General features: G+C 57.8%; 21 protein-coding genes and 1 pseudogene. 14 read left to right on the forward strand and 8 right to left on the reverse strand.

Annotated features, from left to right (window positions below):
- Positions 1-436: 436 nt before the first annotated feature.
- Positions 437-1,336, reverse strand: coding sequence for a LysR family transcriptional regulator (locus DT23_RS12995; protein ID WP_038131874.1), 900 nt, complete (start codon positions 1,334-1,336; stop codon positions 437-439).
- A gap of 106 nt (positions 1,337-1,442) precedes the next feature.
- On the opposite strand from DT23_RS12995, the gene DT23_RS13000 reads away from it, so the two are divergent.
- The 4 genes from DT23_RS13000 to DT23_RS13015 all read left to right on the forward strand — a co-directional run bounded on the left by DT23_RS13000 (position 1,443) and on the right by DT23_RS13015 (position 5,534).
- The gene (locus DT23_RS13000; protein ID WP_038131875.1) at positions 1,443-2,066 is read left to right on the forward strand and encodes a glutathione S-transferase family protein; all 624 of its coding nucleotides are present in this window, start codon (positions 1,443-1,445) and stop codon (positions 2,064-2,066) included.
- 11 nt (positions 2,067-2,077) lie between these two features.
- Complete coding sequence (locus DT23_RS13005; RefSeq protein WP_038131877.1) at positions 2,078-2,554, forward strand: nuclear transport factor 2 family protein; 477 nt, start codon at positions 2,078-2,080, stop codon at positions 2,552-2,554.
- 69 nt (positions 2,555-2,623) lie between these two features.
- Positions 2,624-4,594 carry a pyridoxamine 5'-phosphate oxidase family protein gene (locus tag DT23_RS13010; RefSeq protein ID WP_038131878.1) on the forward strand — a complete coding sequence of 657 codons (1,971 nt, stop codon included), beginning with the start codon at positions 2,624-2,626 and terminating at the stop codon, positions 4,592-4,594.
- 307 nt (positions 4,595-4,901) lie between these two features.
- The gene (locus DT23_RS13015; protein ID WP_038131880.1) at positions 4,902-5,534 is read left to right on the forward strand and encodes a tyrosine-type recombinase/integrase; all 633 of its coding nucleotides are present in this window, start codon (positions 4,902-4,904) and stop codon (positions 5,532-5,534) included.
- A 78-nt stretch (positions 5,535-5,612) separates the two neighbouring features.
- Here DT23_RS13015 and DT23_RS13020 read toward each other — a convergent pair whose 3' ends face one another.
- The 4 genes from DT23_RS13020 to DT23_RS13035 form a co-directional block, all read right to left on the reverse strand.
- On the reverse strand, positions 5,613-5,999 hold the full coding sequence (locus tag DT23_RS13020) for a nuclear transport factor 2 family protein (RefSeq protein ID WP_038131905.1): 387 nt from the start codon (positions 5,997-5,999) through the stop codon (positions 5,613-5,615).
- Positions 6,000-6,061: 62 nt separating this feature from the next.
- Positions 6,062-6,277, reverse strand: a complete 216-nt coding sequence (locus DT23_RS13025) for a VOC family protein (RefSeq protein ID WP_081847167.1) — start codon at positions 6,275-6,277, stop codon at positions 6,062-6,064.
- A gap of 1 nt (position 6,278) precedes the next feature.
- Positions 6,279-7,292, reverse strand: a complete 1,014-nt coding sequence (locus DT23_RS13030; protein ID WP_038131882.1) for a zinc-binding alcohol dehydrogenase family protein — start codon at positions 7,290-7,292, stop codon at positions 6,279-6,281.
- A 44-nt stretch (positions 7,293-7,336) separates the two neighbouring features.
- Positions 7,337-7,627 carry a putative quinol monooxygenase gene (locus DT23_RS13035; RefSeq protein ID WP_038131884.1) on the reverse strand — a complete coding sequence of 97 codons (291 nt, stop codon included), beginning with the start codon at positions 7,625-7,627 and terminating at the stop codon, positions 7,337-7,339.
- 98 nt (positions 7,628-7,725) lie between these two features.
- Here DT23_RS13035 and DT23_RS13040 point away from each other — a divergent pair, with 98 nt between their 5' ends.
- The gene (locus tag DT23_RS13040; protein WP_038131886.1) at positions 7,726-8,622 is read left to right on the forward strand and encodes a LysR family transcriptional regulator; all 897 of its coding nucleotides are present in this window, start codon (positions 7,726-7,728) and stop codon (positions 8,620-8,622) included.
- A 239-nt stretch (positions 8,623-8,861) separates the two neighbouring features.
- Here the strand turns inward: DT23_RS13040 and DT23_RS13045 are convergent, their stop codons facing one another.
- Positions 8,862-10,637, reverse strand: a complete 1,776-nt coding sequence (locus DT23_RS13045; RefSeq protein WP_081847169.1) for a site-specific integrase — start codon at positions 10,635-10,637, stop codon at positions 8,862-8,864.
- Between the two features lie 311 nt (positions 10,638-10,948).
- Positions 10,949-11,902, reverse strand: coding sequence for a LysR family transcriptional regulator (locus tag DT23_RS13050; RefSeq protein ID WP_038131890.1), 954 nt, complete (start codon positions 11,900-11,902; stop codon positions 10,949-10,951).
- A gap of 154 nt (positions 11,903-12,056) precedes the next feature.
- Here DT23_RS13050 and DT23_RS13055 point away from each other — a divergent pair, with 154 nt between their 5' ends.
- From DT23_RS13055 to DT23_RS13095, 9 genes are all read left to right on the forward strand, one after another.
- Positions 12,057-12,845 (forward strand): transporter substrate-binding domain-containing protein, encoded by a 789-nt coding sequence (locus DT23_RS13055; protein WP_038131892.1) that lies wholly within the window; start codon positions 12,057-12,059, stop codon positions 12,843-12,845.
- Between the two features lie 88 nt (positions 12,846-12,933).
- Complete coding sequence (locus tag DT23_RS13060; protein WP_038131893.1) at positions 12,934-13,581, forward strand: amino acid ABC transporter permease; 648 nt, start codon at positions 12,934-12,936, stop codon at positions 13,579-13,581.
- 44 nt (positions 13,582-13,625) lie between these two features.
- The gene (locus tag DT23_RS13065) at positions 13,626-14,282 is read left to right on the forward strand and encodes an amino acid ABC transporter permease (RefSeq protein WP_038131894.1); all 657 of its coding nucleotides are present in this window, start codon (positions 13,626-13,628) and stop codon (positions 14,280-14,282) included.
- A gap of 16 nt (positions 14,283-14,298) precedes the next feature.
- Positions 14,299-15,069, forward strand: coding sequence for an amino acid ABC transporter ATP-binding protein (locus tag DT23_RS13070; protein ID WP_038131896.1), 771 nt, complete (start codon positions 14,299-14,301; stop codon positions 15,067-15,069).
- Complete coding sequence (locus tag DT23_RS13075) at positions 15,066-16,424, forward strand: aminotransferase family protein (protein ID WP_038131898.1); 1,359 nt, start codon at positions 15,066-15,068, stop codon at positions 16,422-16,424. Before DT23_RS13070 ends, DT23_RS13075 begins: the two co-directional genes overlap by 4 nt.
- Positions 16,421-17,113, forward strand: a complete 693-nt coding sequence (locus DT23_RS13080) for a CoA transferase subunit A (RefSeq protein WP_038131899.1) — start codon at positions 16,421-16,423, stop codon at positions 17,111-17,113. Before DT23_RS13075 ends, DT23_RS13080 begins: the two co-directional genes overlap by 4 nt.
- Positions 17,100-17,753, forward strand: coding sequence for a 3-oxoacid CoA-transferase subunit B (locus tag DT23_RS13085; RefSeq protein WP_240473617.1), 654 nt, complete (start codon positions 17,100-17,102; stop codon positions 17,751-17,753). The genes DT23_RS13080 and DT23_RS13085 overlap by 14 nt, the downstream gene beginning before the upstream one ends.
- Positions 17,754-17,761: 8 nt before the next feature.
- Complete coding sequence (locus DT23_RS13090) at positions 17,762-19,054, forward strand: ArgE/DapE family deacylase (RefSeq protein WP_038131902.1); 1,293 nt, start codon at positions 17,762-17,764, stop codon at positions 19,052-19,054.
- An 8-nt stretch (positions 19,055-19,062) separates the two neighbouring features.
- Positions 19,063-20,238, forward strand: a complete 1,176-nt coding sequence (locus DT23_RS13095) for an acetyl-CoA C-acyltransferase (RefSeq protein ID WP_038131903.1) — start codon at positions 19,063-19,065, stop codon at positions 20,236-20,238.
- Positions 20,239-20,593: 355 nt separating this feature from the next.
- Here DT23_RS13095 and DT23_RS13100 read toward each other — a convergent pair.
- Positions 20,594-20,987, reverse strand: a pseudogene (locus tag DT23_RS13100) (transposase); the annotation flags it as partial.

Consider the following 20,987-nt stretch of genomic DNA (forward strand, 5'->3'; position numbering starts at 1 on the left):
GCTCTGAACGGCAGCTTTGGGCCGTCCTTACCGCAGCATGCCTCTTAGGGAGGAGACTTTGAAAAGGTTGCTATCTGCGCATTGCTGACCTTGGCGGCTGGTGCAGCAGGGCGGTGCGTCGAACCTGAGCCCTGAATGGCCGCTTTCATGTGTTTGACAGTGTGCGTTCGCAGGCGCGGCGAATTCACACTTTCCGCCCTTGGTGTCGATCGACACTATCGGCCCAAACCGGACATTCATCGCTCCACAAAATGGGTTGGAGGGGTTCCGGAAGCAGACCTTGGTGCTGAGCGCAGCATTTTCGCTTCAACAATGACAGCAGAGCGGGACAAAGCGGGCATGTGGACTACAATTCTAAACGTCTGCTTTTGTGCTATCCGGCTATCGTAAATTCGGCGACTTATGGCCACTAACGATCATAGCAACGGGACTGGCTTCATGCGCCATGCGCACATAATGCCGGATCAGCCGCGAGGTGATCAATGAGCCTGCGCACGCGTGTCGTGAGGTGCCGGTTTTGTGGAAAAAGTGCTGCCACAGGATAGGGTGCGACGCGGTGCTCGGCAAAAAGTTCGACCAGATCGCCAGCTTTCAAAGCTTCCGAAACCGTGTAGGCAGGGCATCGCGCGATTGCAGCGCCCGCTGCGGCGATGCGGGCGGATCCTGCCGGTGCGCTCATGCGAAAGCGCCCGTTCACATGCACCGCTTCTTCTTGGCCGTCGATGTCAAATCTCCAAACGGTCGGGTCTGTCATATTGCCATCAAGAATACACTCGTGGGTGGCTAATGTGCGGGGATGAGTGGGCGTTCCTGCCCGCTCCAGATAGGCGGGCGATGCACAAACGATCAAGGGCATAAGCCCAAGCTGCCGCATTTTGAGTGAGCTATCGCGCATCGGGGCAATTCTGATCGCAAGGTCGATCCCTTCTTCCACAATAGAGACCAGTCGATCCGAGAATTGCAGATCAAGGTCCACATGCGGGTTCTTCTCGGCAAATCGCGCAAGCGAAGGCGCAAGACGCAACGCGCCAAAGCCGGTAGGTGCGGAAATGTGGATGATGCCACGCAGGGAGGCCTGTTCATTTTTGACACGCTCCTCCAGCTCATCAAACCCATCGAGGAGCGGCGCGCACAGCGCCAGATATGTCGCCCCCGCATCTGTCAAAGCCACTCTGCGCGTTGTACGGTTGAGCAGTTGCACACCAAGCGCGTTTTCCAGATCGGCCACGTATTTGCTGACCAAGCGTGCAGAGCGCCCCATCCGCTGTGCCGCGACGGTGAATGATGCGTTCTTTGCGACCAGCGCAAAGGCGCGCATGCGATCAATCTTATCCATCCAATTGAGCCCTTTCAGGGCCTAAACTTACACCAAAATTGGCGATTATCACAATACTATGCAGCAGGTATCTCTACCCAAGACAATAATATGACTGGAGACACCCATGCCAAACGCCGTTCGCATTCACCATTTCGCCAAATCAGGGCACGCGCATCGTGCTTTGGTCTTTGCCAAACTTGCAGGGATCGCTCATGAGGCCGTGCCCGTTGATCTGGCCGCTGGCGCGCATAAGTCGCCCGAATTTCTTGCGATGAACCCGAATGGGCAAGTGCCGGTTCTGGAAGATGGCGACGTCATTGTGCCGGATTCCAATGCGATCCTTGTCTATCTTGCGCGGACTTACGCGCCCGACTGGATCCCCAACACCGCCCTTGGTGAGGCGAATGTGCAGCGTTGGTTGACCCTCGCGGCGGGTGAAATTGCCTTTGGGTCCTGCGCCGCGCGGCTGATCACCGTGTTCGGCGCGCCACTGGACGCGAATTTTGCCGCCGCAACTGCCGAAAAGGCGATGCAGAAACTGGAACTGGGGCTTGAGGGGCGCGAATGGCTCGTGGGGGATCGCCCGACCATCGCCGACGTCGCCGCCTATTCCTATACCGCGCATGCGCCCGAGGGGAACGTGTCGCTTGGTCCCTATCCAAACGTGCGCGCCTGGATCGCGCGTTTCGAAGCCTTGCCCGAATTTGAACCCATGCCCGCAACTGCAGTCGGCCTTGCGGCTGAATAAGGAGACCTGAAATGACCACCGAAGCCCCCCGCCACCCCTTGCCACCATTCACCAAAGAGACGGCCATCGAAAAAGCGCGCCTCGCCGAAGACGGATGGAACGGTCGCAACCCTGCCAAGGTCGCGCTCGCCTACACGCCTGACAGCAAGTGGCGCAATCGGGCCGAGTTTCCCGAAGGCCGTGACCAAATCGAGGAGTTCCTGACGCGCAAATGGGCCAAGGAACTGGACTATCGATTGATCAAGGAATTGTGGGCCCATGACGGCAACCGTATCGCGGTGCGTTACGCCTATGAATACCGCGACGACAGCGGCAACTGGTTCCGCGCCTACGGCAACGAAAACTGGGAATTTGACGAAAACGGCTTCATGGAACGGCGGTTCGCCAGCATCAATGAACACCCGATTGCAGAGGCAGATCGTAAATTCCACTGGCCGCTCGGGCGCCGCCCCGACGATCACCCGAGCCTTAGCGATTTGGGCCTTTAATCCACCATTCGGGGGTATTGCAATGCCCCTGAATCCAAAATCCAACGACAAGTGCGGAAGGATCAGGCAATGACGCAGGTACACTCCTCGCACAAGGGCGAGTTGCTGCTACAGGAACGGCGCAATACGCCCCAAGAAGTAACGGATGGTATTCCGCACTATATCAGCCGTGACATGCCGCAGCCACACGCGGACTTCTTTGCGGGCCTGCCTTATCTGCCTTTGGCAACGCTCGACCAAAAAGGGCAGCCTTGGGTCAGCCTTTTGATCACTAAATCGGACGGTGATCCATCCGTCGGGATCACGGTGTCGGGGGAAAACACAACCGATGTCTTGGCCGAAACCAACCCCTTTGACCCGTTTGCGCGGGCATTGCAGCAAGCGCCCGCGACTGGCGATGCAAAGCGCCTTTTTGCGGGCGTCGGCATCGATTTCAACAACCGCAGGCGCAACAAAATCGCAGGCTCGATCCACAAAGCCAACGTCGACGCGACGGGGAAAATCCAGCTGCGCCTCAGTTCAGACCAGCATCTTGGGAATTGCCCGAAATACATTACCGTGCGCAAGTTAGAGCACATACAGCGCAGAGCCGAACTGTCGTATGACAGCTTTGACAACAGCACATCCGCTTTGCCCGCCGACGCCAAAACCGTGGTGGAGCGCGCAAGCACCGTCTTTCTGGCGACAAAACACACCGCGCAGGACACTGCTTCGGGCACGCAAACCGATATGGGCGTTAACCATCGCGGCGGCGCGCCGGGCTTCACCCGCATTTACGAAGAACACGATGACGATCAGGTCACGACCTATCTGGTTTTGCCCGATCATTCCGGCAACCGCTTCTATCAGTCTTTGGGCAATATCGAAATGGACCCGCAGGTCGGGCTCGTGTTCCCCGATTTCGCCACAGGCGATATGCTGCACATCGCCGGCGAGTCTGAAAATCTGACTGACGATGACGCCGAGGCCTTGATGCCACGCACCAATCTGCTGACGCGCATCAAGGTGACGGGAGCGGTTATGGTCAAAGAAGGGCTGAACCTGAAGCTGACATCTGAGGAGCAGCTCTCGCCCTATAATCCTCCGGTCAGGCTTTTGCGGCAAGAACTGGAACAGATGGGACACGCCCCCTTGGCCGAGGGCAAGGCGGCGATCTCGGCCACGCTCGTTTCGACGCAAACTCTTTCTGACAGCATCAAAACATTCAACTTCAGGCTTTCATCTCCCATCAGTGCGCCCTTGCCCGGAGGCTTTGGTGTCTTCGATTTCTCGGGCCTGCTGGATCGCGGCTACAGCCACATGAACGAAGCCAATCCCCAGTTGGTGAACGAGGATTTCGTCCGGACATGGACGCTTTCCAGCGCGCCGCAATTTGATCCGAATAGAAATGCGTTCCGGGCAACCGACAAGGTCAGCGTTACCGTGAAACGCAAACCGGGCGGGTTGATGTCAAATGTCTTGCACGATAATGCAAGCGCGCTTGCCGCCAACACTCTGCCTGTCGCCTTCAAGGGGACCGGCGCAGGGTTCACCTGTTTCCAAGAGGGCCCTGACGGCACGGCCCCAACTGTCCCGCCAAAGATGCTTTGGATTGCAGGCGGTGTTGGCGTTACGCCATTCATGTCGATGTGGGACGGGATTGTGCAGATCGCAAAGGCAAATCCGGATCAGATGTCGACCGACATCGTGCTTTTGTACGCCGGACGGGGTGACGATATTAACGTTTTGAACCACTTCAGGCCGCCGCAGGGCGCACTACCCGATCACGTGACGCTCCGCATCATTGCGTTCCAAAGCGTCAAGAATTCCCTCACCGAGGCGCAATCCGCTCGGGACGGCCTGCGCCAGAAGTTCTCTGATAACGTGCTGAGGCTTGAAGTTCGAGGTATGGAGATCGCAAATATCCGGTCCGTCGCAAACCTCAACGATCGTGAAGTGTTCATGTGTGGGCCCGATTCTTTGATGATGTGGTGTGAAACGTCTCTCACCGAACTCAACGTCGAGGAATCGCGGCGTCATCGCGAGTCTTTCATTTTTTGATCTGAGCAGAGCATCCCTAACACATTCATAGGAGCTTCGTGATGATCACGTGCTGACAATCCGTACCATTTGAAAAACTATTTAGGTCTATGACCGCGCAAATAGCTTTAGAATTTATTGCCCAGATCAAAACTTTTTGTGTGCTGCGTTTTTGCCGTCAGACCGGAATCGGACATTCGTACCGGTCGCAGCATCGGTGACTGTGGGCTCTCTGCCTACCTCGGATGCGCCGCAGCATTTCATGATATAATGATCCGTCAACGACGGGTTGTCGATGTGGAGGGCGTGGCGGATCGGAGGATCAGTCATGCAATCACCAAACTTACCCGCCATTCGCGCGCTTCGCCCTGCTTGGAACAAGGGGTGCATCGTAGGTCAGAAGCGACCGCTCAAGCCCAAACACGTTTGGGCGATCAGGGTTCGGCTTGAACTGGCCGAGAACCATCGCGACTTGGCGCTCTTCAACTTGGCTATCGACAGCAAGCTGCGCGGGTGCGATCTGGTCAAACTGAAGGTCGTAGATGTCATGGCTTCCGGCCTGATCAAGGAACGTGCCTCGGTCTTGCAAAGCAAGACGCAGAAGCCAGTGCGGTTCGAAATCTCGGATGGCACGCGGGCGTCATTGGACAAATGGATGCAAGACCCCTTGATGGTCGGATCAGAATATTTATGGCCTGGGCGTTTCCACGAACGGCTTCACATATCGACCCGGCAATATGCACGCATCGTCAGGGATTGGGTGATCTCAATCGGGCTGGAGGCGAGCGCATACGGCACGCATTCTATGCGTCGGACCAAGGTCACCCAGATCTGCAAGAAGACCGGCAACCTGCGCGCGGTTCAACTCCTCCTAGGCCATACCAAGATGGACAGCACGGACAGATATTTGGGCGTCGAGCTTGAAGACGCACTTGCTATCGCCGAAGCCATTGAAATCTGAGACTACGGGCCGTCTTCATGGACGGCCTTAACCCGACATTGACGGTTTTTGGATCAATGTCTGCTTGCTCACGGCGGCTTAGAACATCCCGTTCTCATTCTCGCTGTGATTGGGCAATTCCTGCAACACATCCCAATGCTCTACGATCTTCCCTGCGTCATCGAGCCGGAAGATGTCGATGCCCGCGTATTCCAATCCCTCGGGCCATATTTGGTGGCAATGAAGGACAACGTGATTACCCTCGGCGATGGCTCGCTTTACTTCTACGCGTTTTCCCGGATTTTCTGCTGCCATGCGCTCGAAATATCTTATGAACCCGTCCTTGCCGTCGCTGACATGGGGGTTGTGCTGGATGTAGTCATCGCCCGCATAGGTCGCGATAGCTGTCGCCGGTTCGCACTCATTAAACATCATCTTGTAAAACGCGATGACGTTGGCTTTATCGGTCTCGGCTGTTCGGGTCATCATGTGTCCTCTGCAAAATGGCACGACCCCGAACACAGGTCGGGATCGCGCGGGTTTGGTCTTCAGAACTTGCCGTTGTCGTGCGGCATATCTGCCAGAATTTCTGACACGGCAACCAAATGGAGCATGGCAGTATCCTCAGCATAGAGCCACGCGCCCGGAATTGGAAAATCCGGACGCGGGCCTGTGCGCAGGCCTAAAATGTCGCGATACCATGCCACCTTCGCCTTGACTTGGGTGACTTGGATATTGACGTGATCACGCCTGCGCAGCTGCATATCAGAAGCCTTCCAGAACGATCTTGCCCTTGGCGCGACCGCTTTCGATCAGCGCATGGGCGCGCTTAAGGTTTTCGGCGTTGATCGTCCCGAAGCTCTCTGTCGCGGTGGACCGGATTTTGCCCGCATCAATCAGGCCTGCTACGGTGTCGAGGATGTCCCCCTGACGGGCGATGTCTTCGGTGGTGAACAGAGAGCGGGTAAACATCAGCTCCCAGTGGATCGATACAGCCTTACCCTTGAACGGCATGATGTCGAAATTCTCCGGATCGTCGATCAGGCCAAAGCGGCCCTGCGGAGCGATAAATTCCGCGATCTGCGTCACGTAGCTGTCAGAGTGGTTGGTCGAAAAGACAAAGGCCGGGGCACCAATGCCCAGAGCGGCGATTTGCTCGGGCAGCGGCTTGGAGTGGTCAACCACGTGATGCGCACCAAGTTCCTTGACCCACTCTTGGGTTTCAGGACGTGAGGCTGTGGCGATGATCGTCAGGTCGGTCTGTTCGCGCAGAAGCTGGATCGCGATGGAGCCGACCCCGCCCGCGCCGCCAATGATGACGATGGCCTTCGCCGCGCCCGGAACCGGATCGGTGACTTTTAGGCGGTCAAAGATCATCTCTTGCGCCGTTAGCGTGGTGAGCGGCAGCGCGGCAGCGGCAGAGGTTTCAATGGATTTGGGCGCATGTCCGACGATGCGGGCATCCACAAGGTGATACTCGGCATTGGTGCCGGTGCGGTTAATCGCGCCCGCATACCAGACTCTGTCACCCAGTTTGAATTGCGTGACCTTGTCGCCAGTCTCGACCACCTCTCCTACGGCGTCCCAACCAAGGATCGCAGGGGCATCCGCCTCAGCAGGGCGGTTCTGGCGGACTTTAACGTCGACGGGATTGACCGAGACAGCGGCAACCTTGACCAAAATGTCGTGCCCGGTTGCGTTTGGTTTGTCGATTTCGAGGTCAATGAGGGCGTCGGCGCGGTCGATGGCGCCGTTGGTGGTGTAGCCGATGGCTTTCATGTGAGTTCTCCGTGGAAAAATAGGGTGTTGGCAAGAGCGGTGGATCAGTCGATTTTGGTCATTTCGGTAAAGGTGAACTGCTCAACTGCACCATCGATTGCGGCCATATAGGCAGCAAGGTGAGGGGCGTTCATGTGTTCTTGCCAGATCTCGCGGCTTTCCCAGTTCTCAAAGAAGGTGAAATGCGCAGGATCTTCATTGTTCTGATGCAGATCATAATTGATGCAGCCTGCATCGGCGCGTGTGATGGGCACCAGTTTGAGCAACTCGGTTTTGACCAGATCAATTTTATCCGCTTTTGCGTGAATGTTGGCGATGATTGTGAGCGTGGACATGAAGCGTTCCTTGTTTGAGGTTATGACAGGGATATACGCCGCCGCAAAAACCGAATAAACAGGACGTATACGGAATCATAATTCGGGAAAACCGTATAATGTTGATCGACAATATCCGCTTATTCTTAACCATTGCCGAGAAAGGATCCCTTGTCGCGGCCGCGCGCGAGGCGGGCCTGTCGCGCACCACGGTCTCGGAACGGCTGGCCGCTTTGGAGGCGCATTACGGTGTTGTGCTGTTCAATCGCACCACGCGCTCGCTTAGCCTGACCGATGAGGGACGCACGCTGCTTAGTGGGGCCAAGGTGGTTCTGGGGGAGATCGAGGAACTGGAGGCGCGGATCAGGCACGGGGCCGAAACGCTCTCCGGCCCGATCCGCGTCAGCGCGCCGATCGACCTTGGTCGCTCGATTGTTTCTGATGTGGTCGCGGGGTTTACCGCCGAAAATCCTGCAACCTCCGTCGAGCTTCTCCTCTCCGATGGCTATGTTGATATTGTCGGGCAAGGTGTCGATCTGGCGCTGCGCTATGGGGTTATTACCGATAGCACCCTGCGCACACGCAGCCTTGGCCATTTCCGACGCATTGTCTGCGCCGCACCTGCTTATATCGCGGAACACGGCGCACCGGACACGCCCGAAGACCTGACCCAACACAACTGCCTGATCATGCGGCTCGGGATGACTTTGGATAATCTCTGGCGCTTTGGTCCCGACACAAAGCCGCAAACGGTGACGGTGCGAGGGAACAAGACCGTAAACGACGGGGCTTTGGTGCGGCAATGGGCAATTGAGGGACACGGGATCATCCTCAAGTCCGAACTGGATGTCGCGCCGGATATTGCGGCGGGTCGGCTGGTCGCATTGCTAAAGGACTATGCTGCGCCGCCGAGCCCGCTCCAGATGATGTTCCCGCCCGGCAGGGCGCAACCCCGCCGCGTTCGCGCATTGGCTGAAACATTTTCGCACACTATGGCAATACGTCAACGCCAATAGCCGCTCGTCAAAAACTGGTCTCGTTGTTTGATTGGCGATGTCTGCTTCTGATACATCATATCATACCGAGGTCTTTACGCAGCGAACGACCGCAAACCGCCCATACTGATTTTCTCGACCTGTTCATTCGCCACAAGGAATGTCTCGAGTGAACTGCGTCCAATCCAGACGCATACTTCAGTCGAGGAGGCTGGACGAAACCCGATCCGCTTTCATATCATTTTCGCATGCTCCGGACCTCAAACCCTCAGATGCAGAGCTTCGATTGCCGGACGCATAAGGGCAGGCGGGGTGGGTTTGTGATAAACTTTTTCGTGAACATCGCGACCTTCATGGCCAACGATATCCCGGATGATCTTGTCGTTGACCTCAGCCTGCTCAAGAGCATTTTGAACATAGTGACGGAAGCTTTGGAACGACAGTGCCGCGCTTTCGAGACCAAGCGTGTCATCAATGATCTGGCGCATCCGGCGACCAAGCTTACGACCGTGCTTGCCGGATTTAGGTTCGCGAAGGTCTGGAAACAGGTCGGGATGGCCGTCGCGTTGGATCTTGGCAACGTGATCGAGGAAGCCTAACGCGATCAGGCGGGAATGAATCGGTACGATGCGACGCGAGGAGAGCGTCTTGATCCGACGCTGTTCGGTTTCGACGATGGAGATGCAGGGTATTCCATCGACCTCTATGATTTCGTCCGGGGTGAGGCCCGAAATCTCTTCACGTCGCGCCCCGGTTACGGCCGCGATCATCAGCCACCAGTAGAGCCCGTTGCGATACACCCGTTTCCCGGGACGAGTCTGGTAATACTCGGATTCAGAGCCAGTCCAAACGGGGCCGCTGAAGAGCTGATCAAGCTGGGCAGGGGTAAAGGCGTCTTTCTTGTCGCTCTCTCGCACCGTTTCCTTGCGGCGCAACTTGCTGGGGTCGAGGCGTGGGTCGAGTGTAAAACCCTCATCTGCGGCCCAAGAGGCGACTTGGCTGAGATGATCGAGATGGCGGTTAATGGTGCCGGTTGAGAGCCCGATCTTGTCGGGCGGCAAAGTTGCCGCACGAGACATAACCTCTGCACGGCTGGCGTCGCGGTCTGAGGGGCTCTTTCCCCAGCTTTTCGGAATCTTCTGCAGCGCCGCGCGAAAGGCGGTTGCATCAGTCTGGCGGATTTCGCGAATGTCCGTGATGCCGCTCAGAAGGGTGAAGAGTTCGCCGAAACTGCGATACTGGCGCAGGGTCTTCTCCTCAATGCCTTCTTCGCGTTTCATTGCGATCAGGCGTTCGATAACAGCGGGAATGGACGGGTCGAGGCGCGGGGGCGGGGGAGTGGAGAGAACGTGCGGCACCTCGCAATTTGCACTTGCCGTCGGCGCAGAGGGCGTGCGCCCGAGAAGCGCGGATGGAGCCTGCGAAGACAGCGCATCCGCGAGCGTTTCCATCGGTTCCAACGCAGCCTCGTGCCCCGCCCAGGCCGCACGCTTGCCCGAGATCAGTAGGTTCATCAGTGTCACGAGTTCGAAGGCAGAGACGGTCTCCCGTCCGGTAAGGTCCTTAAAATCGCGTGCGACGATGCGGCGCCGGCTTTCGCTCGTCAGATCGCGGCGAAACAATTCGATGTTTGAGAGCACCAGATCTGGCGTGCCTTCAGGTGCGTGGCTGTGCAGCCCGGCCTGCGCCAGATGCGCCCATGCCCTGCGCGCAGCGTCGTCATGGCGCGCGTCATCCTGCGGATCATCTGAATCAAAGCGCCGCAACATCTGGAGCTTTTCGATCTTTCCCCGCTCGCGGCGGATCACAACGGATAACCAGGCGTGCGCCTCCTCCGGAGTGATTTCTGTCCTGATGATGTCATCCATAATGTCGTCACTTTCCGCACTGATCCTGCGTGCAAGAATAATCGCAACACGTCGATCCGTCGTCCCCAGAGAGAGCTTCAGATCAACGATTTTTGTGGAAAACGTCCGGATTCGGCGGCGCCATTGATAGGCGGAACCGCGGCGGGAAAGGTGGAGCTGGCCGTGCATTGTCTCGCGTCGTCCTGTATTCGGACGGGCCGCACAGAGAGAAGGGGATGGAACACCCCAATGCCGCACCTACGCAGCCAAAACGGGCTTTTCGTAGAAAAATCAACACCTTGAAGATGAAGATGGCTCCGGCGGTAGGGATCGGAGCCATCTTCGTCTCTATGTAACCCAATGATCTTGTTGAGATCAGGTTCCGCAGGGCCGCTGATGGTGTGACAGTCTGGTGTGACACCTGTCACACCAATTTACGCCTGAATCAAGGCAATTCTCAAGCGCGCAGGGGTCTAACCACAGACGGACTGCCTCTTTTGCTATTGGTAAGTTCGCAATTCCAGCGCGTTGTCTTTAATAGCTGCTTGGCAGGCACCGAGGAACACCGTTTCCGCATCGGACAATTTCCGCAGTGGGTTGGTGAGCAAGTAGATATTGACGAGCGGTAGTTCGTCGTAGGGGGGCAATTGTCGCAATAGCCCGCCTTTTATATCGCTCTTCGCCGCATGGAGGGGCAGCGCCCCAATACCCACGCCGGCTACGATCATCCGGCGTAGTTCATGTAAGCTGGACGAGACACCGCGCCAGCCAGGGGCCAGCTTGGCGCGGGCACGCAGTTGGGCGACGGGATAGAGGGGGCCTTCCTCCGTCTCGGTTTGAAATGAGACGGACGTTTCTCCCTCAATCTCGGCCAGTGTAATTCTCTCTTGCGTGAAAAGAGGGTGGCGCGGGCCGCAGAACAGGCCGAAATATTCGCGATACAGGATCGAAGCTTTTAGATCGGCTGGAATTTTGTGCAAAAGGCAGAGTCCAAAGCTCGCACGGTTTTGTTGCACACGGCTGACGACGGCTTCACTCTCGGCAACCGTGGTTGAAAAGGTCACTTTTGGATGCGCACTGGCGAAGTCATGCATCAGGTCATCGTAGTGATCCGAGATCACATGCGAAGTTGTGGCAATTGCGATATGCCCGCGCAATTCTTCGGCCCCGCTTTCTAATAGGGACGGCAGTTGCGACACCGCTCCGAATATCTGCGAGCATTCCTGATATAGAATGCTTCCCGCACGTGTTACGCTGAATTCATTGGGCTTTCTGATGATTAACGCATGCCCGGTTGTGTCTTCCAATCGCTTCAAGGCAGCCGAGATCGTTGGTTGTTTCAGCCCTAAAAAATAGGCTGCGCGCGAGATCCCGCGTTGCTCGACCACGACCATGAAGGTGCGCAGCAGGTTCCAGTCGAGGTTCCAAGGAAAGCGCTGTTCGTAGGGTTTCACTATAGATCCAATCTATATTGAGAATTTAAGATATTTATTTGCGCTATGGTGCCGCACATGCAAGCTTTTCTGCAAGGAGGCATTTACGAAGCCTCCAGCGCGGGATTGTCCGGGAACAGGGCGACCGTGTCTCAAAACCCATCAGGAGAGTTACATGACCAATCGTAGGACCGTTCTCAAATCTCTTGTCGGCGTCAGTGCGCTGGCCGCCGCTGGCGTATCGCTGCCCGGTATCGCTCTCGCAGACGAGCTGGAAACTCTCAAGAAAAACGGAGTGATGCGCATTGCTATGTCGGGGGCATATCCTCCGTTCAATTTCATCAATGAAGAGAACCAGGTTGTCGGGTTCGATCCGGCCATTGGTGAGGAGATCGCCAAGCGCATGGGCCTCAAAGTTGAGATCATCACCACCGCATGGGACGGCATTATCGGCGGGTTGTTGGCCAATAAATACGATGCCATCGTCGGTTCTATGTCGATCACACCGGATCGCGAAAAAGTCGTCGATTTCGTTGGCCCATATTACCGTATGCGGCGTGGAATTTTTGTCACCAAAGATAGCAAGATCAAGACGCTCGACGATCTCAAGTCGGCGACCCTTGGCGCGACTCTGGGTGAGACGCATGAGCAATGGGCCCGCGAACAAGGCTATAAGGTGCGCACCTATAAAGGTTTGCCCGAACTCATGCTGGAGTTGGAAAACGGCCGCGTCGATGCGATCGTGAACGACGATATCCCGGTGCTGCTGGCCATCACGAAGAACGATGCGCCGATCAAACAGCTCGATGTCAAGCTGGGTGGTGTGGCTGATGAGGCCGGGATCGCGATCCGCAAAGGCAATCCCGAATTGCACAAGGCAATGCAGGACGCATTGGACGCGATGCAGGCCGACGGCACCTATCTTGAGTTGGCCAAGAAATGGGTCGGCGGCGATATCCGCTAAGGTCAGGCCGCAAACTCCCTGCACCTGCCGCTTATGATACTGGCGGGTGCCGGGGCTTCGATCCTCCCAAAAACCGGGGCGAAAACGCATGGATGTGGAACTGATCCTCAAGGTCTATCCCTATTTTCTCAAGGCGGCGTGGATCACTGTCGAGCTTTCGGTTTTGACAACCGTGCTCGGGTTGATCTGTGGCGCTTTGGGGGCCGCAGCACGGCTCTCGCGCTTTGCAATCGTGCGGTTTCTGGGGGCGGCCTATGTTAGCGTGTTTCGTGGCACCCCCGCGCTTATTCAGCTGTTCTTGCTGTATTTTGGTGGCCCGCAGATCGGGATCCAGCTGGATGCGTTCTGTGCCGGCGTGATCGGGCTGGGGCTCAATATCGGGGCCTATATGACCGAAACGATGCGCGGCGCGATCATCTCGGTCGATGAGGGGCAGGGCGAGGCGGCCCGCACGCTGGGCCTGTCGCGCGCGCAGAGCTTTCGCAAGGTGGTTTTACCCCAAGCAATGCGCCTGATGATCCGTCCGCTTGGGGTCAATATCAACGCGCAAATCAAGGGGACTGCATTGGTCTCGGCGATCTCGGTGGTCGAACTGACCTACACCGCGCAACGCTATATCGGGTCGACCTATAAACCCTTCGAGATGTTCTTCCTCGCGGGCATTCTCTACCTCGCGATCATCACGATCACCGGCAAGGGCGTGGCCTATCTCGACCGTCGGGTGCGCCTGCAATGATGATGCGTCTTTCCCCTCGCAATGCTGTGGAACAGGAGTGAGCTATGGGTCTCGATTTCTCTGTTATCCCGCCTTTTTACGGCACGTTGGCTCTGGGTGTTCTTTGGACCATCGCCATTACGGCAGCCTCGGCCGTGCTAAGCTTCTTCGGAGGTATCCTGCTGGCGGTTGTCGCCCTTTACGGGCCGCTTGTGGTGCGCTTGCCGTTCCGGTTCGTGGCCTGGCTGTTTATGGGCACGCCGCTGCTGTTGCAGTTGTTCCTGATTTACTTTGGTCTCGCGCAGATCGGCGTTGACCTTCCGGCGTTTGTCGCTGGCGTAATCGGGTTGGGCTTTCACTACGCGGTTTATAATTCTGAACTGATCCAGACCGCGATGGTGGCTGTCGACAAAGGGCAGATGGAGGCCGCGCGCACGCTGGGCCTGTCACGGCGTCAGGCGCTGATGCGGGTTATCGTGCCGCAAGCGGTGCGTGATGTGCTCCCGCCGATCGGCAACAACATGATCGCACTGCTGAAAGACAGTGCGCTGGTGTCGGTGATCGGGGTGAGTGAACTAACCCTGTCGGCGCAACTTGCCATCGGGCGCACCTATCGTCCGTTCGAATTCTACGCGGCTGCTGCGGTTCTCTATTACGTCATCAACCTGGGAATGGAGGCGGTGCTGCGCGGCTTTGAAAAGCGCAACCGTCTCTCTCGCTGAAGCCAAAGGAAGCGACATGACACAGACACATCCTTTCGTCGAGATCCGCCATGCTCAGAAGTCCTATGGCAAGCTTGAGGTTCTCAAGGACATCTCACTCTCCGTCGAGCGCGGTCAGATCGTCGCGATCATCGGCCCCTCTGGGTCGGGGAAATCGACCCTGTTACGCGCGATCAACGATCTAGATCCGCTGACTTCCGGCGAGGTCTGGTTGGACGGACTGCAGGTCAATAAATCCCTGCCGCATCGCCAATATGAAAACCATATCAACGAGATGCGTCAACAGATCGGGATGGTGTTTCAGCACTTTAACCTGTTTCCCCATCTGACCGTGCGCGAGAATGTCACGATGGCGCCCAAGCTGCTCAAGAAGATTTCTGACAAAGAGGCCGATGCGCTGGCCGAAGAACAGCTTGATCATGTCGGGATGCTCGAGCGGATCGATTACTATCCCTCGCAGCTTTCGGGCGGGCAGAAGCAGAGGGTGGCAATTGCGCGGGCCTTGGCGATGAAGCCCAAGCTGATGCTGTTTGACGAAGCGACCTCTGCGCTTGATCCCGAGTTGGTGGAAGAGGTGAACCTCGTGATGAAGAAGCTCGCCGAGGAGCACATGACAATGATCATCGTCACCCATGAAATGGATTTCGCGGCCTCGGTCTGCGATCGCGTGATCTTCATGGACAAAGGTCTGGTTGTTGAAGAAGGCCCGCCTGAACTGGTCTTCAAAAATCCGACGCAAGAGCGAACCCAAGTTTTCCTGCGCAAACATCTTGAAGGTGCGAAATGAAGACCGAGCCGTCTCATCTGTTCTACCAATCTCGCCAGCCGCGTCCGTTTCTGGATTATGGCGAGGGGATCTATCTCTATGACGTGTCGGGCAAGCGCTATATTGACGGCTCGTCCGGAGCGATGGTGTCCAATATCGGCCATTCGAACCCCACTGTTCTGGCCAAGATGAAGGCGCAGATGGAGCGTGCGACATTCGGCTATCGCCTGCATTTCCGCACTGAACCCTCCGAACAGCTCGCCGCCAAAGTCGCGGGGCTGATGCCTGCGGGGCTGGATCGGGTGTTTTTTGTGTCCGGCGGCTCTGAAGCGGTGGAAACTGCGATCAAACTGGCGCGCCAATATGCGGTCACTCAGGGGCAGGGCAGCCGCTGGAAGGTGATCTCGCGCATGCCCTCCTATCATGGCGCCACGATGGGCTCGCTTGGGGTGACGGGCAGCCCGCTGTTCACGGGTGCTTTCGCGCCGATGTTCGAGGAGATGCCGAAAATTCCCGCGCCGACCTGCTATCTTGATCGCGACAATCTGAGCGAGGAAGAACGCGGCATCAAATATGCCGAAATGCTACGTGAGAAAATCTTGGCTGAGGGGCCAGACAGCGTGTTGGCATTCCTGATGGAGCCCGTTGGCGGGGCCTCGACCGGGGCGCTGGTCGCGCCCGACAGCTATTATGCCCGCGTGGCCGAGATCTGTCGCGAATACGGTATCTTGCTGATCTATGATGAGGTCATGACCGGGGCAGGGCGCACCGGGACATTCCTCGCCGCCGAGCATTGGGGGGTTTCTCCCGATATTGTGGCGATGTCGAAAGGGTTTGGCGCGGGCTATGCTCCCCTTGGGGCCGTGGTGGCGCGCAACGATATGGTCGAGGCGCTGCTTGATGCGGGCGGGTTTCAGCATGGCTTTACCTATGCAGGAAACCCGCTGGCCTGTGCGGCGGGTCTGGCCGTTCTGGAAGAGATGGAAGCGCACGACATAATCGGCAATGCCGCGCGGATGGGAGATGTGCTCAAAGCCCGCCTGAGCGGATTGATGGAGCGCTATCCCTTTATCGGAGACGTGCGCGGCAAGGGTCTTTTGCTAGCGTTTGAACTGGTGTCGGACCGCGAGACGATGGCGGTGTTGCCCAAGGATTGGAACGCCAACGTCGAGCTGGTTGAACTGGCGTATGAACGCGGGCTGATCATCTATTCCCGGCGCACGCGGGGGGGCAAAGAGGGAGACCATTTCCTGGTCTGCCCACCCCTCATCGTGACCGAGGCGCAGATCGACGAAATCATGGAAATACTGTGCGATGCGCTGGATGCGTTCGCCGCCAGACACGATTTGCCGGTGTTGGAAGGGGCATTGTCATGAAGCTCCCCGACAAAACCTTGAACATACCAGATGCAATTGCCGCGATCCCAGATGGCGCAACAGTTTTGGTCGGCGGGTTTGGTGTTCCGGGCACCCCCTTTACTCTGCTGAACGAGCTTGCACGCCAAGGCCAGCGCGATCTGGTGTTGGTCAAGAACGACGCCAACGAGGCGGGAATGGGGATCGACCACCTGATTGGAAACGGTCAGGTGCGCAAACTGATCGTGACCCATCTGGGCCTGAACGCAAATGCAATCGCTGCGATGAATTCGGGCGCGCTTGAGGTTGAATTCTGCGCCCAGGGCATCTTGGCAGAGCGTATCCGAGCGGGCGGGGCTGGTTTGGGGGCAATCTTGACCGACATCGGCATTGATACCGAACTGGCCAATGGCAAGCAATTGGTTGAGATGAATGGGAGTGCGATGCTGGTGGAACCTGCTCTGCGCGCCGATGTGGCGTTGATCCATGCCGCCATCGCGGACCCGTTTGGCAATCTTGGCTACGCTGCCACCGCGCGCAATTTCAACCCGTTGATGGCGATGGCGGCTACGCGTGTCATTGTCGAGGCCGAAGCCCTTGTGCCACTGGGAGGCCTTGCGCCGGAAGCGGTCGAGACCACCGGCGCCTTCGTCGATCATGTTGTGGAACTAACAGAGATTTCTCAGGAGTATGGCATTGTCAGACGCTAGATCCCGCATGGTGGCGCGCGCGGCGCAAGAGATTGCTCCGGGTATGGTGGTCAATCTGGGGATTGGCTTGCCAACGCAGGTCGTCAACCATTTGCCTGCCGATTTCCCGGTCTGCCTGCATTCCGAGAATGGGCTGACGGGAATCGGTGCGATGCTGCCCTATGATAAGGCAGATCGTAATCTAATCGACGCAGGCGGAGCTTATGTTTCGACCGTTCCGGGCTCGGCGTTTTTCGACAGTGCAGTGTCTTTCGCGCTGGTGCGCTCGGGGCGGCTGGATTTGACGTTGCTGGGGGCGTTTGAAGTCGCGTGCAATGGCGATCTGGCGAATTGGAAGATTCCGGGCAAGTTTTCCCCGGGCGCGGGCGGCGCGATCGAGTTGGCGCAAAAGGCGCGCCGCGTGGTGGTGATGACGACGCATTGCGACCGCAAGGGCAACCCGAAGCTGCTCGACGCCTGCACGCTGCCGTTGACGGCGCGGGGCCGGGTGGCACGGATTTATACCGATATGGCGGTGGTAGATGTGACGCCAGATGGCTTTGCGCTGCGCGAACTCGCCATTGGCATCAGCGTGGCAGATCTGCGCGCCGCAACGGGTGCCCCGGTCACCATCCCGCACTCTGACATTCCAACCTTCTGAGGCCGATGATGGACCAAGACTTGCAAACCCGCCTTCTCAACGCGGTTGACGCGTTGTTTGATCGCGAAGTCGCGTTCCTGAGCGCGCTGACCGCGCATCCCTCGACGCGCGGGCACGAGCAAAGCGCACAGGATTTCATGGCCGGCGCGCTGGCCGAGCGTGGGCTTGAGGTGGACCGCTGGCAAATTGAGGTGGACAAGATTCGCGATTTGCCGGGGTTTTCTCCGGTGATCGGGGACTATGAAGATGCGGTGAATGTTGTGGGTAGCCATCGCAGCATCACCCGCAAGGGCCGTTCGCTGATCCTGAATGGCCATATTGATGTCGTGCCTGCGGGGCCGCTTGATATGTGGGACAGCCCGCCCTTTGAGCCTCACGTCGATGATGGCTGGCTTTACGGGCGCGGGGCAGGGGATATGAAGGCCGGGCTGGTGTCTAACCTCTTTGCGTTAGATGCGCTGCGCCATCTTAATCTCGCGCCTGCGGCCGATGTTTTTTATCAGTCGGTGGTCGAAGAGGAATGCACTGGCAACGGTGCCTTGGCCTGTCTGGAGCGCGGCTATCGCGCCGAGGCCGCGCTGATCCCCGAACCGTTTGAGGAGAAATTGGTCAGCGCCCAACTGGGGGTGATCTGGGCGCAGGTTCATCTGAAAGGTCTGCCGACCCATGTGGCATATGCGGGCAGTGGCGCGAATGCGATCGAGGCCGTTATTCCACTGATCGCAGCCCTTCACGGACTGGAAGAGCGCTGGAATGCGCCGGGCTGTCGGCACGGCGAATACGCGCATGCCCATCATCCGATCAATCTGAATATTGGCAGGATTGAGGGGGGTGATTGGGCCAGTTCCGTGCCCGCTTGGTGCGTCTTTGACATGCGGATCGCGATCTATCCGGGGCAGGATATTGATGCTGCGAAAGCGCAGATTGAAGAGGTGCTGATGGCGGCCGCACGCGAGAACGCCTTCTTGAAGAACTCCCTGCCTGAAATTGTCTGGCACGGCTTTCTCGCCGAGGGCTATGCGCTGAGCGACGACACATCCGCTACGGCAAAGGCTGCAATCGGCATATTGGATGCCGCGCATCTGGCGGTCAATGACCGCGCCCTTGACCGGATGGCGATCACGGCGACGACAGATGCGCGCTTCTTTGGTCTTTATGCCGACACGCCTGCGCTGGTCTATGGCCCGCGCGCCGAGGCCATTCACGGGTTCAACGAGCGGGTAGAACTGGAAAGCCTGCGCCGCATCACCAAAAGCACCGCCCTGTTCATTGCGAACTGGTGCGGCATCGAAACAATCTGAGGTTCAACATGCGCGAAGCTGTCATCGTCTCTACCGCGCGCACCCCTATAGGCAAGGCCTATCGCGGCGCGTTCAACAATCTCGAAGGGCCTGCGCTGGCGGCCCATGCCGTCAAGGCAGCCGTGGCACGCGCGGGGCTGGACGGGGGCGAGATTGAAGACGCTGTTTTCGGCTCTGCGCTTACGCAGGGAACGACAGGTGTCAATGTCGCGCGCCATATCGTGCAAGCCGCGCAACTGCCCGACAGTGTGGCCGGGGTGACGCTGGATCGACAATGTGCATCGGGGCTCAATGCGATCGCGTTGGCGGTGCATATGGTGACGGGCGAGGGCGTTGATGTGGCCTTGGCCGGTGGGCTCGAGTCCATTTCGCTGGTGCAGAACGCGCAATGGAACGGGTCTCGCTATCGCGCGCCGGGCGTTCGCGATGCCTATTACCTGTCGATGATCGAAACGGCGGAAATTGTTGCGCAGCGCTACGGTGTCAGCCGCGCCGCACAAGACGCCTACGCGCTGCAAAGTCAGCAACGCACCGCGCGCGCGCAAGCAGCGGGTCTGTTCGCAGATGAGATCGTGCCCGTCGACGCCATGAAAACCGAAACCGATAGGGCAAGCGGTGAGACCAGTATCGAGTCGGTCAGGTTGGAGGCAGATGAATGCAACCGTCCGACGACAGAGCTAGAGGGACTCGCAAGCCTCAAGCCCGTTCTTGGGCCCGATAAATGTGTCACTGCTGGCAATGCCAGCCAACTTTCCGACGGTGCCTCCGCCTGTTTGATCATGGAGCGTGCCGAGGCCGCGCGGCGTGACTTGACCCCGCTTGGGGCGTTCCGAGGCTATGCGGTTGCGGGCTGCGCCCCCGAAGAAATGGGGATAGGTCCGGTCTTTGCGATCCCACGCCTTCTTGAGAGGGCAGGGCTGTCGATAGAGGATATTGATCTCTGGGAAATCAACGAGGCCTTTGCCGCCCAGCTTCTGTATTGCCGCGATAGGCTTGGTATTCCAAACGAGAAGCTGAATGTGAATGGCGGGGCGATTTCGATCGGCCATCCTTATGGCATGTCAGGCGCGCGTATGGCGGGGCATCTGTTGTTGGAAGGCAAACGCCGTGGGGCACGCTACGGCGTAGTATCGATGTGTATCGGCGGAGGTCAGGGGGCAGCGGGGCTGTTTGAAATCTTCTGATGTTGTTGATACATGTGTCAACGGCGGAGTGAACTCCGGCCATTGGGCGGCGCAATAACCGGCCACTTCGGGTTTGGGCGCGACGCGCGCCATGAGGCGGCGGCCAGTCAGCCGCGCTTCCCAGATATCTGGCGGTTGACTGGCCGCCTTGGCCCGTGAGGGCCAAGCCTTTATCGGCTGGATCAGGCTGTGTCGGCGGACTTGCGCGCGCGGCTCTGTGCGAGCCGATAGGTGTCGCCGTTCATCTCGAGGAAGTGTGAAGTGGTCCCACTTTTTCGGACAGGTTTGCAGCTTCGCTAAGGTGTATCGTGTTTAGGTTTCATGCTGCTTTCTGTTTTTCCAAGCCCGACCAATTTGCGCCGTCTGGCGTGTGACGATCAAGTGCTGAGTGGGGCCGCTCGGTGTTGTAGAACGTGATCCAGTCTTTGATGACGCGCCGGGCTTGGAAGCCGTCGCTGATCTCTTCGAGATAAATTGCCTCTTGCTTCAAGCTTCGCCATAGGCGTTCGATGAAGATGTTGTCCAGATAGCGCCCGCGCCCATCCATCGAGATGCGCACGCTCGCCTCGGACAACGTGGTTATCCAGGCCGATCCGGTGAACTGCGACCCTTGATCCGTATTCATAATCTCTGGCGGGCCGTGCCTAGCAATTGCTTCCTTTAGAGCTTCGACGCAAAAGTCGGCATGCATCGTGTTCGACAGCCGCCAGCTCAGAACCTTGGTAAGCGGTGCGCCGCTCCCACACTTA

The organism is Thioclava indica, from assembly GCF_000714545.1.
Classification (GTDB): Bacteria; Pseudomonadota; Alphaproteobacteria; order Rhodobacterales; family Rhodobacteraceae; genus Thioclava; species Thioclava indica.